The sequence below is a fragment of the Siminovitchia terrae genome, from assembly GCF_003605405.2.
Lineage (GTDB): Bacteria > Bacillota > Bacilli > Bacillales > Bacillaceae_C > Siminovitchia > Siminovitchia terrae.
Map to the genome: position 1 here is coordinate 1 of NZ_QYTW02000060.1, position 1,789 is coordinate 1,789.

At 39.1% G+C, this 1,789-nt stretch carries 1 protein-coding gene; it reads right to left on the reverse strand.

What is annotated here, in order from left to right:
- Positions 1-315: 315 nt before the first annotated feature.
- Positions 316-1,674, reverse strand: a complete 1,359-nt coding sequence (locus D5F11_RS25645; protein ID WP_120119625.1) for an IS110 family RNA-guided transposase — start codon at positions 1,672-1,674, stop codon at positions 316-318.
- Positions 1,675-1,789 lie beyond the last annotated feature (115 nt).

Genomic DNA, 1,789 nt, shown 5'->3' on the forward strand with positions numbered 1-1,789 from the left:
TAGCGTACAATGTCAAATACTTTTTTCAAGTTTTTGGGTAACCCAAACACACTTACCAGGGATTTACTTTTTTTACCAGCAACAATTAACCAAGTTTTTATGAAACAGTCGCCATTTTCTTGATCCAGAAATGGTATTCACTCGCTTCTCGATCTGCATTGATGCATTCTGGCATAGAGTACAAAATAGTTGATTAACGTACTGATTCGCATTTACAGGACGAGTGGGATAAGGCTAAACATCGAGGTCACATGCCTCAGGAAACTAGATTCGATCTCCACTCGAACCAAGAGAATAGCGTCTATTTGTTTTAATTTAAGCTGCCAAAGGCAGAGTCAACTTCTTCAAGACTTCTTTTTTGTAATTAAAGTCCGGGTTATTCCATTCAAATGGTTTATGGTTTTTTAACATCGCAAAAGCTGTTTTTAAGAATTTGTTTCCCATGGCGATATATATTTGCCCGGCCTTTTTTCCTTTTTCTTTTAAACGGGAATAAAAGGGTTTTAGTGCCTCATTATGTACACACAGGGTGCGCCCGGCGTTGTAGACGGCCCTGCGGAGATTGGCATTACCTTGCTTGGAAATCCGTCCATAATATCCTCCTTTAGGGCCCGATTGTTTAATTGTAGGATTGGTTCCTGCTTTTTTGATGATCTGGCTGGCACTTGTGTATGAAGTAAGATCTCCCATTTCACAATAGATTTCTGCCGCGGTTATAAGACCAATCCCTGGGACTGTCAGAAGAAGCAATCCATTTGTTTTAACAAAGGCGCGCTCGATCTCTCGTTCATAAGACTCGATATTTTGAGTATGCCATTCATAATCTTTTAGTTTCTGATTAAGGATAAAGAGCTCACTGGAGAGATCCTTTATTGATTTTGAAACACTCTCACCTGCTGCATAAAGAAGTTTATCTATTGTATTTTGGCGCAGTTTTAAATTCTGCTCTGTAGAAATTTGGCGTAATCCTGTTTCTCCTAATTCAAGTATCTGGGATGCATGAGGGTAATGGGTTAAAAGGTATAAGCTCGATTTTCCCCAGAAATCGCTAAACACCTTTCTTGTCTTAACCTTATTGTCCTCTAAAATACTAAATCCTTGGTATTCACGCCAAATATGGTCATGAATCGTCCGTATTTCCACTTTAATGCGGGCACGCTTATTAACCTCACTTCTTCTGGCTCTTGTGAGGTGCTGGAGATGCTTATACTCACCAGTAGCCAGCTTGGCGTTTGTGGCCTTATTGCCAATCAATACCTCTGCAATTAAATACAAATCAATGTCATCCGTTTTGGTATAAGTAAGATGTTGTTTTCTCTCCTCATGAGTCGAAGCAGGATTAATAATATGAATGGAGTAGCCGACCTCTGTCAAAATACGAACAATGTCTTCATAGTAATGCCCAGTTGCCTCAATGCCCACGAAGATACGTTCGGCTTGGAGCAATTCTTTAGCTTGCTCGATCTTATCAATCAACAGCTGCATCCCTGTTTGATTGACGATGAATGAAAAAGAAGGTTCAATGACTTCTCCAAAATAATTCAAGATCATCGACTTCTGTAAAACCTTTGAAACATCAATAGGAACCAGTAAAACTTTATCCAAGTCAGCACCTTTAAGTTCTCTTGCGAATTGACTTCTTCTTAATCCTTGTTTACCATTAAATAGTCTCATTGACTATGACCTCCTTGTCGGGTGGGTGATTGAGTAAACTTGGTTAAGTATTTCAATCGTAACATAGTCACTGGGACATTTTTTGTGTTCCAAAAAGGATTATTTCATACACCAG

Bases quoted from the DNA above. Each gene is read 5' to 3' on its own strand.
- D5F11_RS25645 (WP_120119625.1), bottom strand. From the start codon at position 1,674: ATGAGACTATTTAATGGTAAACAAGGATTAAGAAGAAGTCAATTCGCA.